Origin of the sequence: Veillonella sp. R32 (assembly GCF_010093125.1) — a bacterium.
Classification (GTDB): domain Bacteria; phylum Bacillota; class Negativicutes; order Veillonellales; family Veillonellaceae; genus Veillonella_A.
On record NZ_NMZQ01000026.1, the window covers coordinates 62,810 to 75,634 of the forward strand.

The window sequence follows — 12,825 nt, forward strand, 5'->3', positions numbered from 1 at the left end:
GTTGATTTATCCTTACTGGCAATAGTATAATTAAAAGATGAGTTAAGTAAGGAGACTAAACAAATGATTCGTATATTTTCGTCCTTAGGGCGAGACTTAGGTATAGATATAGGCACGGTTAATACGCATATTCACGTGCAAGGACGGGGTGTGGTTTTATCAGAACCGTCCTTAGTTGCCACCGATACTAAACAAGAAGGTATTGTTGCAGTAGGGGCTGATGCGGAACGGTTGTTATTGCGTACCCCTGATATGCTCGATGAAATGCGGCCTTTAAGAGATGGCTTCATTGTTGATTATCGAGTGATGTTAACGATGTTGCGACATTTTATGAATAAAGCCTCCCGCACAGTAGGCCGTACACGAGTTATTATGGCTGTACCTTGTGGGATTACGGATGTGGAAAAACGAGCCATGACGGACGCTATTATTCAAGCAGGAGCGCGGGAAGCGTATTTAGTAGAAGCTCCTGTGGCAGCTGCTTTAGGCTGTCATTTGCCTGTGTTTGAAGCCTGTGGTAGCATGGCTGTTGATATTGGTGGCGGTACGACCGATATTGGCGTTATGTCCTTAGGTGGCAAGGTAATTGCCCATTCAGCCCGCATTGGTGGTCATGATTTCAATGAAAGTATTTTACAATATATTAAAAATACCTTTTCTGTTATGGTAGCCGTAGAAACGGTAGAGGAAATCAAATTAGAATTGGGTACAGCCTTACCGCCACAAGAAGAGGCAGAATTATCCTTTTTAGGTCGTGATATTGCTAATGGCCTTATGAAACGAATTATAATTCGTAAATCGGAAGTATATCAAGTGATGCAAGAAACTTTGCAACGTATTGTCGATGAGATTAAAGCGGTAGTGGAACAAACACCACCGGAATTAGCCGCAGATATTATGGAGCGAGGTATGGTTCTCACTGGTGCGACGGCCCTTATGGAAGGCCTAGGGCAACGTTTAAGTGAAGAATTGGGCATTCCTGTACAAGTGCCGCCAGAGCCTGGTTTTGCTGTAGCCGTTGGGCTAGGCCAAGCGTCTAAGGAATTTGCCCGTATGGAACGGTTTATTATTGCTTCGAAGAATCGGAAAGGAAGGGCCTAATGTTTTCATCAGAACGACGGTTAATCGTTATTGTAGGGCTTTGCTGTGCGTTTTTGGCCCTTTTAGGCTACGCTTGGAAGCAACGCACGAGTATTCCCTATGTAACCGTACCGTTTGAACGTATTACAACGCCATTTACTTATGGCGCTTCCCGTTTTTTAGGGAATATTCACACCGGTATTGCTGTTTTAGATACAGCTATTAATGGCACGAAAGAAATGGATGCTATTCGTGAAGAAAATGCACAATTACAGCAAAAAGTAACCACTTATGATGAAGTGGTGGCTGAAAATATGCGTCTGCGTCAGTTATTATCGTTTCAGAATAGTCATCCGCAGTTTGATATGATGGCCGCTGCGGTGGTAACTCGTGATGTAGGGACGTGGACCAATACCTTTACTATTGATCGTGGCAGCGAAGAAGGCATTGAGCCAAATATGGCAGTGGTCATTCCTGGCGGTGTAGTGGGCTTTATTAGTGACGTGTACACCCATTCGGCACGGGTACAGACTATACTTGACCCGCGGACTGCTATTGGGGTTATTGTACAGCGTCCTGAGTCGCGCGTAGCTTCTATTGTGAAAGGTAACGGGAGCAATCCGGATGAGCCTTTATTGGTAAATGTAGCGCGCGATGGTGACGTCTTAACGGGGGATACACTTATTACCTCTGGGTATGGTGGTATTTATCCGAAAGGTCTATTAGTAGGTCATGTAGCCCGCATTGACAATGACTCCGAAGGGTTTGTGAAAAATGCAGTTGTTCAGTTGTCCGCTGATTTGCGCAATGTAGAAGAAGTATTTGTTATCCTTCGTTCCCGTGAAGGGGAATTGGATAAACCAAGCTTAACCCCTAAATTAGTGCCACAGACTCAACGTGACCAAGTGGAAGGGGTCAAAGGAGCGACGAAACAATGAGGACTATGATTTATATACTCATGGGGATTTTTACGTTTCTTATTCAAGCTGATGTATTGCCAGTACTTTTTAGACAAGGGTGGCTACCTAATCTCATTTTAGTGTGGGTTATTGTCTTATCTTTGCTTAAAGGTCGGCGCATTGGTTTAATGGCCGCTATAGTAGGTGGCTTAGTACATGATATATTAATCTCTAATGCCTTTGGTTTGCACTTTTTCCCTTATATTGCAGTAGCTTATATTGTTAGCTTTTGGTCCCATAGCGTGTATGAGGAACAATGGTACGTAACCTTTGCGTGGGTGTCAGTAGCTACTGTGGTTGACATGCTAGTGCGCATAGGCATGCTCTGGTTAGGAAGGGAAGATATTTTGATAGGCACCTATATTTGGCATCACATTTGGCCCGTATGGTGGCTAAATGGTCTATTAGGTATTATGATTCATGAGATTCTCTGGAATATGGAAGAGAAGGATGAATACATTTGGTAGTATACGGATAAGGAGGCATCGGCGTGCTTGAAGCATTATATAAAAAGAATAAAAAAGGCCGTTTTGATGCCTTAGCATATATAATTATGGCGATTTTTGTCATTTTAGTCATTCGCCTATTTTATCTGCAAATTATGGATGGGGAATATTATCACACCAAGGCGGAAGGTAACCGTTTGCGCATGGTATCGGTAACGGCTGCTCGTGGGGTTATGTACGATCGAAATGGGCAAATTGTAGCTGGTTCACGACCAGCGTATACCGTATCGATTGTTCCCACTGGCAAAGATATTGACCCAGCTGAATTACAGCGTTTGGCTACGATGTTAAATATTAAGCCGGAAACGATTCAAAGTAAGATTGCCGCCCATAAAGGCGGCTATGAACCGATTCGTTTGGCTACGGATATTACTATGGACCGCGTGACTATGATTGAAGAACATCGTCATGAATTGCCAGGTGTGTCTATTGAAGTAGAGCCACTTCGGTATTATCCTTATGATTCCTTAGCTTCGCAACTCTTTGGGTATGTGGGTGAAGTGAGTGAGGATGAATTAAATGAAATTAAGACGGAAGATCCTGAAACGACGGTAGGGCCAGGGACGATTTTAGGTCGGTCTGGTCTGGAAAAGATGTATGATGATGTGTTGCGTGGTATTGACGGGGGCAAGCAAGTGGAAGTAGATGCCACTGGCCGGCCTGTAGCGGAAGTGGGGCGTAAAGATACCATTCCTGGTCGTGACATTCATTTAACAATTGATTTACCGTTACAAAAAGCCGCTGAAAAAGCCGTGGCGGATCAGTTAGCTTCGTTGCGTTCTCAAGGCATACCAGCTCGCGGTGCTGCCGTGGTAGCTATGGATCCGAATACAGGGGCCGTGTTAGCTATGGTGAGTGCGCCTGGCTTTAATCCTAACTGGTTTGCTCGTGGCATTACCTCGGCGCAATGGAATCAGTTGAATACTGATCCTAATCATCCTTTTGATAATAAAGTTATTTCCGGGGAATATCCGCCTGGTTCACCGTTTAAGATTGTTACTGGCGCAGCGGCTTTAGAGTTAAAGAAAGTAACGCCGAATGAAATGATCTTTGATAGTGGCCGCCACTGGTTGATTGATAAGCGTAATGCGGAAGGTGAAGCCTTAGGTTGGTTAGATTTTAATACAGCGTTGGCTAAATCAGATAACGTGTATTTTTATGAAATGGGCAATCGCGTAGGCATTGAAGAATTAGATCGGTTTGCTAAATTATTTGGTCTTGGTGAAAAGACTGGGATTAAGTTATATGGCGAATCTAGTGGTAATTTAGCAAGTCCTGAATATAAACGGAAAGTGTTTGACCAAGATTGGTATTTAGGGGAAACCTTTGATGCCGCGATTGGACAGTCCTTTACGTTGGTAACGCCGATTCAAATGGCTGTACTCATGTCAGAGGTGGCTAATGGTGGTATTCGTTATCAACCTTATGTAGTTAGTCGCATTGATAATAGTGATGGTACGCCTGCTGAAATTTTTGGTCCTAAGAAAATTGGGGTGTTACAAGTCTCCAAAACAGTGATGGATTTAATTCGCAATGCCTTGCGTGACGTAACGGCTGAAGGCGGTACAGCCGGTTCTTTATTTAAAGGCTGGCCTATTGAAATTGCTGGTAAAACAGGGACTGCTGAAAATGCGACGGGCCGTGACCATGGTTGGTTTGTAGCCTATGCGCCATACGATAAACCACGCATTGTAGTGGTGGCACTGGTAGAACAAGGCAGTTTTGGTGCTGGTTCGGCTGGGCCAATCGTAAAAGATGTATTAGCTGAATATTTCCATATTGATGAAGGTAAAACGCCAGCTGGCAATGCAGTTAATACGGCTGTTAATGGCGGCAATACGGCTACTACTAATGGGGCTGCTACTACTGGTCAAGGTAGCAGTGCTACGACTGGAGATACGACTAATAGTACTAATAATATGACCAATACAACAGAGGATACCGTTACAGGGCCTAAAGCACCGTAAGCGGCTTTAGTAACCTGAGGAGAAAGGAGTTGCTATGGGAAAAATTATAGCCATTATGTCAGGTAAGGGTGGCGTTGGTAAGACTACGTTAACCGCTTATATGGGAGCGGCTTTAAATCGTCGAGGCCATCGTGTATTGATTACCGATGCGGATTTTGGGATGCGCGATCTTGACTTAGTGTTAGGCAAGGAAAATGATATTTTCTTTGATGCCATAGACATTTGGAAAGAACGTTGTAATAAAGATAATGCTATTTTACCTTTGCGGGCAGGATTTGATTTTTTACCGGCTACTCAAAGTCGTCGTTGGGAAGATGTAGGTCGTAAAGGCTATGGTAAATTAATTAAAAAAATAGCAAAATCCTATGATTATGTCATTATTGATGCCCCAGCCGGCATTGGTCGTGGCAACGAGGCTATTTTTAGAGTGGTCGAACAATTATTATTAGTAGCTGAACCTATGTGGGTATCCTTGCGGGCTGTGCAACGAGTGATGCAACTTTGTCATGAAGAACGACTATTTAACTATGGTTTGGTCTTGAATAATGTAGGGCGTAGTGAAGCGGCTGTACCTGTCGAAGAAGCTTTGCAAAGTTTACAAGTTGAAAATATAGGGACAATTTTACCTCATAGTACTAATATTTTGACCTGGTCACAAGCCGGGGTGCTTCATGAAGAATGCGATGGGGCCATAGATACGATGATGGATCCGCTCTTAGATTATATCGAGTCTGATACGGCTTGGGCAGAAGAGGACGTGTTGACTCGTTGGAATACCTTAGTGGCTGCTAACACGGACGATGAAACTGATGACAGTGATTCTGAAATCGATAAGACTTCAGTGAGTGAAGGGGAATCGAACCTTTCTAGTAGTGTCAATACTAAGGTTACCGCTACTACCGCTGACAGTGAGGTGGCAGTGGCTGAACCAGGGGTGACCGCGGCTAAGGTAGCCACTGAGGAAGACACGTTGGAAGCAGTCGATGAAGTAGTTAAAACGGAAGAACAACCAATAGAGGAACCGCCTAAGAAATTAAGCTTTGGGTCCCTCTTAAAACGTCGTTTCACGAGCTTTTGGACTCGTGGTGGACGTTTACGCTAGGAGGTATATATGTGGCATAAAATCTGGCGCGAATGGGATTGGACAGTCGTGATTTGTACAGTCTTGCTCATTGGCGTAGGGGTTGTCGTTATTGGCAGTGCTACCCATGTGAACCGCGAAGGTTTAAATTTTACAGATTTAGTAAGCAAGCAAATTTTATTTTTCTTTATTAATGCAGTGATTGTGGTACTCATGCAATGGTTTGATTATCGGCGCTTACGCGCATGGGGGCGCCCCTTATATTTCGTTACCATTGTATTACTTTTGGCCGTTATGTTTATCGGTACTTCGGCATTAGGGGCTCAGCGATGGATTCAAATTGGGCCAATTACCATTCAACCATCGGAGTTTACTAAGCTCCTTATGATTATTAGTATGGCAAAAATGATGGAGAGCCGAGTTAATCAACTAAATACGTTCCGCTCCTTAGTACCTATAGTATTATTTGTTGGGATTCCTGCTTTATTAGTATTTAAGCAACCTGACTTAGGAACCTCTTTGGTTTACTTAGCCATTCTATGTGGCATGCTCTTTGTTGGGGGCATTCGAATGCGCTTAGTTCAAATTATTGTGGGCGTAGCGGTTGTGTTAGCCCCATTAGGCTGGTTTGTGTTGAAGGAATATCAAAAGCAACGTATTTTGGTATTTTTAAACCCAAACATTGATCCTTTTGGTGCGGGCTATCATATTATTCAGTCTAAAATTGCCATTGGATCTGGTATGATTCTGGGCAAAGGTCTATTTGAAGGTACCCAAAGTCAGTTGAACTTTTTACCAGAAAATCATACGGACTTTATTTTTTCTGTAATCGGTGAAGAACTAGGCTTTGTAGGCTGTGTTATTGTATTAATTTTGTTATTTAGCTTAATTTATCGTAGTATTGTCATTGCTCGTAGTGCTAATGATACTTTTGGTATGCTATTAGCTACCGGAATTGGCTCTATGCTTGTATTCCAAGTATTAGTCAATATTGGCATGACCACTGGGATTATGCCAGTAACAGGGATTCCTTTGCCATTTATTAGTTATGGTGTTAGTGCTCTTACGACTAATATGATTAGTGTAGGTTTACTCCTTAATATTGCCATGCATCGTAAAAAATTGATGTTTTAATTTTGTTATTTGGCGAAGGGAACCGTATATTGTATAATAAAAATCTGTAACATAAATATATCGAATGTTCTAGATGTTAAGATAACGTTTGAATCGGAGGTCCTATGGTTCAATTAGATGCTAGCTGGTTGCAGCATGTGCAAAAACCAGCCCGTTATACTGGCGGTGAATGGAATAGCGTTGTGAAAGATCACAAAGACATGGATGTTACCATGTGTTTTGGTTTTCCTGATGTTTACGAAGTGGCGATGAGCCATTTAGGTATTAAAATTTTATATTCTTTGTTGAATGAATTGCCTTATGTAGCGGCTGAACGTGTGTGTGCACCTTGGCATGACATGGAAGCAGAAATGCGTAAGCGTGATATTCCTTTATTTTCCTTAGAAACAAAAACACCGGTTAAAGACTTTGATTTTTTAGCCTTTACCTTACAATATGAAATGAGTTACACCAACATTTTAAACATGTTGGATTTAGGTGGTATCCCTTTTTATAGTAAAGATCGTGACTTGTCATTTCCATTGATTACAGCCGGTGGTCCTTGTGCGTACAATGTGGAACCCATTGCTGACTTTGTAGATATTGTTAATTTAGGTGAATCAGAAGAGCATATTGTAGAGATGGTAGAATTATACCGTCAAGAGAAAGCAGCTGGTTTCCCTGGTGGCAAAGAAGGTTTATTGCGTAAAATGGCACAAATTCCAGGCAACTATGTGCCTTCTTTATATGAACCACAATATACGGCTACTGGTGATTTTAAAGGCATGAAAGTGTTGGCTGAAGAAGCTCCTGCAGTTGTGCAAAAACGTATTATTGAAGATATGGATAATTGTCATTATCCGACGAAACCAGTAGTACCATACATTGATGTGGTCCATGATCGCGCTGTTTTAGAATTATTCCGTGGCTGTACGCGTGGTTGTCGTTTCTGCCAAGCTGGTATGTTATACCGCCCTGTACGTGAACGTTCCCCTGAAAAATTAGTGCAATTAGCTAAAGAAATTATTGCCAATACAGGGTATAATGAAATTTCTTTAATGTCTTTAAGCTCCGCTGATTACTCTAAATTACCTGAATTAGTAGACATGCTCATGGAAGAATTTAAAGATAAACAAGTAAGTGTAAGCTTACCTTCCTTGCGTATTGATGCGTTTTCCATAGACATTGCTAAGAAGGTACAACAAGTGCGTAAAAGTGGGTTAACCTTTGCACCAGAATCAGGCTCGCAGCGTATGCGTGATGTTATCAATAAAGGGGTTAGTGAAGAAGATTTAATAGCTGCTTGTACGAATGCGTTTAAGTCTGGGTGGAATACAGTTAAATTGTACTTCATGATGGGCTTGCCGACGGAAACTGATGAGGATGTGGCTGGTATTGCTGATTTGGCCTATAAAGTACTAGATTTACATCGTGAAATTACGGGTAAACGCAATGGTAAAGTTACGGTAAGTGTATCCTTCTTTGTGCCAAAAAGTCATTCGCCATATCAATGGTATGGGCAACAATCGGTAGAAGAAATTCATCGTAAACAGCAGTATTTAAAAACATTAATTAATAATCGCAATATTTCCTATCATTATCATGATGGTGCTACGGGATATATGGAAGCCGTATTTGCTCGGGGTGATCGCCGTTTAAGCAAAACTTTGATTGAAGCTTGGAAATTAGGTTGTAAATTTGATGGTTGGACTGAGTTTTTCTCCATTGATACGTGGTTACAGGCTTTTAAAAACACCGGCATTGACCCTGATTATTATGCCCGTCGCGACCGTGATTTTGATGAGCCATTGCCTTGGGATCATTTGGATGATACAGTGTCTAAAAAATATCTAAAAATGGAATGGGACCGTGCCGTGGAAGCATCGTTAACACGGGATTGCCGTCGTTTGCCATGCAATGGCTGTAATGTATGTCCTGAGTTAAACACGGCAATTGTTGATTATAAGGAGGGTGGACGCGTTGAAAAAGTTACGTTTGGCCTTAAGTAAGGGCGAAGCTATGCGATTTTTATCGCATTTAGACTATGCACAAGCGGTGGAACGGATGATTCGACGCGCTGCTATTAACATGGCCTATTCAGAAGGGTTTAATCCTCATATGAAAATTAGTTTCTCCTCAGCCTTGGCGTTAGGTATTACAGCAGATGTAGAATACTTAGATATGGACATTGTAGATGATTTGACAGTATCTGAGGTTATGGAACGTTTGAATCGAGTGGCGCCACCAGGGTTGCAAGTATTAGATGGTCGTGAAATGCCTGATAAGGTAAAAAAATTGATGGCTATTTGTAACTATGCGGTATATGAAGTGTCGGGGCCAGTGACTGCAGAGGCTAATTGGGACGACTTATTGAAAGCGTTTAATGAAGCAACTGAAATTGCCTATGAAAAGGTAACGCCAAAAAAAACGCGGACCATTGATGTTAAACATTTTGTAAAAGAGCCTATTACAGCCAAGCTTGAAGGTAATCGAGTGACCTTAACGATGGGCATTGGGATTTATCCCGAAGGAACGATGAAACCAGGCGATGTATGGCAATTAGGACGTGAAAAGTATGGTTGGCCCGTTACGGACGGGTATTCCATTCATCGCCGAGCTATTATGGTAGAACGGGATGGGCAATTAATTTCACCGTTAGCGGTTACTATATAAAGAAAGGAGTTTACCATGAAGCGAATTGTAGCCAATGTAATGGCCGAAGAAATTCGTATGGTTGTGTTAGATGAAGCAAATCAACTCATTGACACGGCGTTTCACCGACCCAGTCGCGAAGAAACGATTAACCATATTTATAAAGGGGTAGTGCGTAATGTATTGCCTGGCATGTCGGCTGCCTTCGTTGACATTGGACTTAAACAAAATGCTTATTTGAATCTAAAACAAGGTAAGCAGACTAAGTCTATGGGTAAACTCCATGTAGGTCAGACTATATTAGTGCAAGTAGTAAAAGAAGAAATGTTGGGTAAAGGGGCTCGTGTTAGTGCTGATGTCAGTTTAGCTGGTCGCTTTATGGTCCTTTTACCCTATTCCGATGGTTTGCATATTTCTAAGCGGATTACGGATGATAATCTGCGGGCTAAGCTTGCTCAGCTGGCCGCGCCCTATTTAGCACGTGGTTGTGGTTTTATTTTGCGCACAGCGGCAGCTACTGCTTCGCCAGAAGCTTTGCAAGGGGATATGGAATTTCTTTGGAATACGTGGGTGCAATTACAAAACCGCTATAAAGTAGCGAAAGGTGCTACGGAGCTATATAGTGATGCTGACTTTTGGTTTCGCTTGATTCGGGAATATTTAAGTCGTGATGTGAGCGAAATTATTGTTGATGATGAAAGTGCTTATGAGCATTTACGGGATTTGCTACAAATGACTAAGCTAATCGATACGGTTACGCTGAAACGCCATGAGGGCGCAGAGCCTGTATTTAAAGAATGGCACATTGAAAGCCAATTAGATACCCTATTGAATTCACGGGTGGATTTACCGTCTGGTGGCTTTTTAAAAATTGATACGACAGAGGCACTGACAGTAATTGATGTTAATTCAGGTCATTATACAGGGCGGTCTGGAACGGCTAGCGAGGTAGCCTTAGAAGTAAATCGTGAAGCGGCTCAGATGATTGCGCGCCAACTGCGTTTGCGTGATATTGGAGGTATTATTGTCTGCGATTTTATTGACTTGCCTAAAAAAGCACAGCGTGAAGCGTTAGTGACTTACTTGACTGAATTGGTTCGCAAGGATCCTGTGAAAACAGTAGTATGTGGTATTACGTCGTTAGGCTTAGTTGAGTTGACGCGAAAGCGGGAACGGCAAGGCTTGCAAAGCATTTTATTCGACACTTGTTCGCAATGTGGCGGGACAGGGCAACTCTTGTCAGCTGAAACGGTTTATTTACAAATTGTTAGACGCTTGCGTGAACTCTATCGAGCGGGGCGTTTGAAATCAGATTTACTCATTGAAGTGAATGAAGAAGTAGGACGCTATTTTACTAAAGCCGTTATAGCGCAGCTAGAAGGGGAATGTAAACGATCGATTCGCCTTGAAGTGCAAACGGCCATGAATCGGGAAGCTTACTCGCTACTAGCGGTTAGTGAAAATTAGGAAAACTTAGGTTGCTAAGTTTTCCTTTTTTTTATATAATATATAGGTTGTCACTTCAACTTTATATAGGTTGTCACTTCAACTTTGTTTGAGGTAGATATCGTAGAATGACCCTAATCTTGAGAGAGGATGTCCGCATATGTCGATTTGGGAATTAGCTTTAATTGCTATCAGTTTAGCTATGGATGCCTTTGCGGTAGCGGTAGCTAAAGGCCCTTGTTTATCTGAACGTGAGTTTGCAAAGAAAATAGGTATGCCGGTGTTATTTGGCCTATTTCAGATGATTATGCCCATTATTGGTTGGCTTATTGGGGCCCAGTTAGCAGGGAAAATAGATGCCTATGATCATTGGATTATATTTGGTTTGCTAGCTTATTTGGGGCTAAATATGATTCGCAATGGTAAAAAAGAAGAAAACGACGAGGACGACTTAATTATATGTAGCCTTTTGACTTGGCGCGAAGTATTGGTGTTAGCATTAGCTACTAGTATTGATGCGTTAGCTATTGGCTTAACCCTTGCCTTTTTTGATATTAATATTATAGCGGCCACCAGTTTGATTGGGATTGTGGCGTTTGTCTTATCCTTAGCTGGGGTTTATTTAGGGCAACAGCTGAAAAAGATTTTTGCTGGTAAGGCTGAAGTTGTAGGTGGTGTCGTATTAATCCTTATTGGGTTGAAAATATTGTTACAACATTTACAAATTATTTAGGCTATGAATAATAGTCTCTAAAAGGGGCCATATCGTAATAACTTGTTAAATACTCGCAGTAAGTAGTTGACTTACTGCGTTTTTTTATGTAAAATAAATTAGTCATAGTTTGGGTACGCCCAACTATTGCAGCCGCATGGAGAGGTTTGTAAATGTCCCTCATTCCATCAGGCATGAGAGAATACCGTATTCAGCGAGTTCGAAAACAAGGAGGTGTCACAATGTACGCAATCATTAAAACTGGTGGTAAACAATATCGCGTTGCTGAAGGCGATGTAATTACTATCGAAAAATTGGAAGCAGCTGCTGAAGAAACTGTAACGTTTGACGAAGTATTAACTGTAGTTAACGACAGCGATGTTAAAGTAGGCGCTCCACTTGTGGACGGTGCAAAAGTAACAGGTACAGTACTTGAACATGGTAAAGCGAAGAAGATTTTAGTTTTCAAATATAAAGCAAAATCCAACTATCGTCGTCGCCAAGGTCATCGTCAACCATTCACAAAAGTTCGCATTGAATCCATCCAGGCATAAGCTATGATTCGGATTCAAATCAATCGCAATAAGGCACAGCAAATTGTTAAGTGTCATATTAGCGGACATGCTGAGTACGATGAGCATGGCTATGATATTGTTTGTGCTGCTGTATCCGTTTTATCTTGTACGGCTATTTTAGGCTTGCAAGATATTGCGCAACAGGCAGGAACATATAACAATCGTTCCGGTGAATGTACCATTTCTTTAGAAGGGGCCATCACTGAAAACGGACAGGCTATATTGGCTACTATGGTTCTTGGACTTCAAGAAATAGCTAGACAATATGGTGATTTTGTATCACTGAGTGAAACATAGGAGGTGAACGGAATGTTTACTTTTGATTTGCAATTATTTGCACATAAGAAAGGTGTATCCAGTACACGTAATGGTCGCGATAGCGAATCCAAACGTCTTGGCGTTAAATGCCATGATGGTTCCGTTGTAAAAAGCGGTAACATCATCGTTCGTCAACGTGGTACTCATTTCCATCCTGGCACTAATGTAGGTATTGGCAAAGACGATACTTTATTCGCGTTAGTTCCTGGTAAAGTTGCTTTCGAACGTGCTGGTCGTTATAACCGTAAAGTTAGCGTATACCCAGTAGAAGCGTAAGTAAATATGAATCCCTATTAACTGAGTCATCAGTTAATAGGGATTTTTTTCATCACCACCACAAAATTATGCCACCCTTTCTCCACTTTTAAGACAAAGTTTGAAATGGTAATAGCTTAGTTTTGTCATTGATGTATAAT

At 41.8% G+C, this 12,825-nt stretch carries 13 protein-coding genes; all 13 read left to right on the forward strand.

What is annotated here, in order from left to right:
- The first annotated feature begins 63 nt into the window (after positions 1-63).
- The 13 genes from VER_RS06575 (at position 64) to rpmA (ending at position 12,685) form a co-directional block, all read left to right on the forward strand.
- The gene (locus tag VER_RS06575; protein ID WP_162100066.1) at positions 64-1,101 is read left to right on the forward strand and encodes a rod shape-determining protein; all 1,038 of its coding nucleotides are present in this window, start codon (positions 64-66) and stop codon (positions 1,099-1,101) included.
- Positions 1,101-2,018 carry a rod shape-determining protein MreC gene (gene mreC, locus VER_RS06580; protein ID WP_162100067.1) on the forward strand — a complete coding sequence of 306 codons (918 nt, stop codon included), beginning with the start codon at positions 1,101-1,103 and terminating at the stop codon, positions 2,016-2,018. The genes VER_RS06575 and mreC overlap by 1 nt, the downstream gene beginning before the upstream one ends.
- Entirely contained in the window at positions 2,015-2,506 is a 492-nt protein-coding gene (gene mreD / locus VER_RS06585) for a rod shape-determining protein MreD (protein ID WP_162100068.1), read from the forward strand. Before mreC ends, mreD begins: the two co-directional genes overlap by 4 nt.
- A 23-nt stretch (positions 2,507-2,529) precedes the next feature.
- On the forward strand, positions 2,530-4,512 hold the full coding sequence (gene mrdA / locus VER_RS06590; protein WP_162100069.1) for a penicillin-binding protein 2: 1,983 nt from the start codon (positions 2,530-2,532) through the stop codon (positions 4,510-4,512).
- A gap of 34 nt (positions 4,513-4,546) precedes the next feature.
- Positions 4,547-5,614: a P-loop NTPase gene (locus VER_RS06595; RefSeq protein ID WP_162100070.1), complete on the forward strand. Its 1,068-nt coding sequence runs from the start codon at positions 4,547-4,549 to the stop codon at positions 5,612-5,614.
- 9 nt (positions 5,615-5,623) lie between these two features.
- Entirely contained in the window at positions 5,624-6,727 is a 1,104-nt protein-coding gene (rodA, locus tag VER_RS06600) for a rod shape-determining protein RodA (RefSeq protein ID WP_162100071.1), read from the forward strand.
- A gap of 104 nt (positions 6,728-6,831) precedes the next feature.
- A complete protein-coding gene (locus VER_RS06605; protein ID WP_162100072.1) occupies positions 6,832-8,715 on the forward strand; it encodes a TIGR03960 family B12-binding radical SAM protein in 1,884 nt (627 codons plus the stop codon).
- Positions 8,687-9,379, forward strand: a complete 693-nt coding sequence (locus tag VER_RS06610) for a TIGR03936 family radical SAM-associated protein (RefSeq protein WP_162100073.1) — start codon at positions 8,687-8,689, stop codon at positions 9,377-9,379. Before VER_RS06605 ends, VER_RS06610 begins: the two co-directional genes overlap by 29 nt.
- A 15-nt stretch (positions 9,380-9,394) precedes the next feature.
- Complete coding sequence (locus tag VER_RS06615) at positions 9,395-10,825, forward strand: Rne/Rng family ribonuclease (protein WP_162100074.1); 1,431 nt, start codon at positions 9,395-9,397, stop codon at positions 10,823-10,825.
- Positions 10,826-10,964: 139 nt separating this feature from the next.
- On the forward strand, positions 10,965-11,537 hold the full coding sequence (locus VER_RS06620; RefSeq protein ID WP_162100075.1) for a manganese efflux pump MntP family protein: 573 nt from the start codon (positions 10,965-10,967) through the stop codon (positions 11,535-11,537).
- A 221-nt stretch (positions 11,538-11,758) separates the two neighbouring features.
- Positions 11,759-12,070, forward strand: a complete 312-nt coding sequence (gene rplU, locus VER_RS06625; protein WP_115311015.1) for a 50S ribosomal protein L21 — start codon at positions 11,759-11,761, stop codon at positions 12,068-12,070.
- A 3-nt stretch (positions 12,071-12,073) separates the two neighbouring features.
- Entirely contained in the window at positions 12,074-12,388 is a 315-nt protein-coding gene (locus VER_RS06630) for a ribosomal-processing cysteine protease Prp (RefSeq protein ID WP_162100076.1), read from the forward strand.
- Between the two features lie 12 nt (positions 12,389-12,400).
- Positions 12,401-12,685, forward strand: coding sequence for a 50S ribosomal protein L27 (gene rpmA, locus VER_RS06635; protein ID WP_006555123.1), 285 nt, complete (start codon positions 12,401-12,403; stop codon positions 12,683-12,685).
- Positions 12,686-12,825 lie beyond the last annotated feature (140 nt).

Excerpts from the sequence above, each read along its gene's own strand:
- VER_RS06575 (WP_162100066.1), top strand. The coding sequence starts at position 64 with ATGATTCGTATATTTTCGTCCTTAGGGCGAGACTTAGGTATAGATATA.
- mreC (WP_162100067.1), top strand. The coding sequence starts at position 1,101 with ATGTTTTCATCAGAACGACGGTTAATCGTTATTGTAGGGCTTTGCTGT.
- mreD (WP_162100068.1), top strand. The coding sequence starts at position 2,015 with ATGAGGACTATGATTTATATACTCATGGGGATTTTTACGTTTCTTATT.
- VER_RS06595 (WP_162100070.1), top strand. The coding sequence starts at position 4,547 with ATGGGAAAAATTATAGCCATTATGTCAGGTAAGGGTGGCGTTGGTAAG.
- rodA (WP_162100071.1), top strand. The coding sequence starts at position 5,624 with ATGTGGCATAAAATCTGGCGCGAATGGGATTGGACAGTCGTGATTTGT.
- VER_RS06605 (WP_162100072.1), top strand. The coding sequence starts at position 6,832 with ATGGTTCAATTAGATGCTAGCTGGTTGCAGCATGTGCAAAAACCAGCC.
- VER_RS06615 (WP_162100074.1), top strand. The coding sequence starts at position 9,395 with ATGAAGCGAATTGTAGCCAATGTAATGGCCGAAGAAATTCGTATGGTT.
- VER_RS06620 (WP_162100075.1), top strand. The coding sequence starts at position 10,965 with ATGTCGATTTGGGAATTAGCTTTAATTGCTATCAGTTTAGCTATGGAT.
- rplU (WP_115311015.1), top strand. The coding sequence starts at position 11,759 with ATGTACGCAATCATTAAAACTGGTGGTAAACAATATCGCGTTGCTGAA.
- VER_RS06630 (WP_162100076.1), top strand. The coding sequence starts at position 12,074 with ATGATTCGGATTCAAATCAATCGCAATAAGGCACAGCAAATTGTTAAG.
- rpmA (WP_006555123.1), top strand. The coding sequence starts at position 12,401 with ATGTTTACTTTTGATTTGCAATTATTTGCACATAAGAAAGGTGTATCC.